The organism is bacterium endosymbiont of Bathymodiolus sp. 5 South (assembly GCF_900128535.1).
In the GTDB taxonomy this organism is placed as follows: domain Bacteria; phylum Pseudomonadota; class Gammaproteobacteria; order PS1; family Pseudothioglobaceae; genus Thiodubiliella.
Genome location: NZ_FQTR01000265.1, coordinates 1 through 1687, shown reverse-complemented (window position 1 = coordinate 1687; position 1687 = coordinate 1). Strand labels below are relative to the sequence as shown.

Below are 1687 nucleotides of genomic sequence, written 5' to 3'. Positions count from 1 at the left end.
CTATGAACAAGGCGCTTGGTGGCAGGTTGATCTAGGCGGTCAAAAAAACATCAAGCAAATCATTATCTACAACCGCACTGATTGCTGTGCAAATAGACTAAGCAACTACCAAGTTAGTATTTCTAATAAAGCAGACTTCAGCACCCATATCTATCAACAAGACTTTCATGTCGCACCCAATCCTAAAAAAATCATTCAATTGGACGCATCAGGCAAACAAGGTCGCTATGTTAGAATCCAGTTGCTTGATAAGGACTATCTGTCTCTAGCAGAAGTTCAGGTTATGGGTGTTGATCCTTTGCGTTTTGCTGAGGTGGATGTCTCTAGTGCCCTGAATAATTTTGGTGGGTGGTATAACGCGCCAAATTATCCTAACTTTTCCGCCTTTGCCGCTGTTAAGGCTGACAAGTCAATCACGGCGTGGGGTGAGTCGGATTCTGGAGGTGCAGGTGCACCCTCTGGTGCTGGCTATACCAAGATTTATTCAACTGGGTTTGCCTTTGCTGCCCTTAAAACCGATGGTTCAATCACGGCGTGGGGTGACCCGGATTCTGGAGGCACAGGTGCACCCTCTGGTAGTGGCTATACCAAGATTTATTCAACTTATGGTGCCTTTGCTGCCCTTAAAACCGATGGTTCAATCGCGACGTGGGGTGACTTAGATTTTGGAGGTGTAGGTGCATCCTCTGGTACTGTCTATACCAAGATTTATTCAACTGGGAATGCCTTTGCCGCCCTTAAAGCCGATGGCTCAATCACGGCGTGGGGTGACCCAGATTTTGGAGGTGCAGGTGCACCCTCTGGTAGTGGCTATACCAAGATTTATTCAACTTATGGTGCCTTTGCCGCCCTTAAAACCGATGGTTCAATCACGGCGTGGGGTGACTCAGATGCTGGAGGTGCAGGTGCACCCTCTGGTAGTGGCTATACCAAGATTTATTCAACTAGGCATGCCTTTGCCGCCCTTAAAGCCGATGGCTCAATCACGGCGTGGGGTAACTCAAATGCTGGAGGCACAGGTGCACCCTCTGGTAGTGGCTATACTAAGATTTATTCAACTGATAGTGCCTTTGCCGCCTTTAAAACCAATGGCTCAATCACGGCGTGGGGTAATTCAGATACTGGAGGCACAGGCGCGCCTTCTGGTAGTGGCTATACCAAAATTTATTCAACTTATGGTGCCTTTGCCGCCGTTAAAGCTGATGGAGCAATCACGGCGTGGGGTTATCCGCATGCTGGAGGTATAGGTGCACCCTCTGGTAGTGGCTATACTAAGATTTATTCAACTGATAGTGCCTTTGCCGCCCTTAAAACCAATGGCTCAATCACGGCGTGGGGTGATTCAGGTTCTGGAGGTACAGGTGCACCCTCTGGTAATGGCTATACCAAGATTTATTCAACTTGGAGTGCCTTTGCCGCCGTTAAAGCTAACGGAACAATCACGGTGTGGGGTGATCTGAATATTGGAGGACTTACCCCTACATCCGATTAAATATAGGCTAGTATCAACTTAAAGTTTTTAATCATTATTTTTGAAAATGAAAAACATGACAAATGCACTCAACAAACTAACTAGTCAACCCTTAAAAACCACACAACAAATTGATTTATAACAATAAAACCAACAATAACCATAGACAAATCAACCAACTTTTGCTAAAATACCTCTTATTTCTTGGTCGTTTTG

The 1687-nt window shown here is 45.9% G+C and carries 1 protein-coding gene; it reads left to right on the top strand.

Annotated features, from left to right (window positions below):
• Window positions 1-1492, top strand: a 1492-nt coding sequence (locus BBROOKSOX_RS10685; RefSeq protein ID WP_180324010.1) for a galactose-binding domain-containing protein, incomplete at its 5' end; no start/stop codon positions are given.
• Between the last annotated feature and the right edge of the window lie 195 nt (window positions 1493-1687).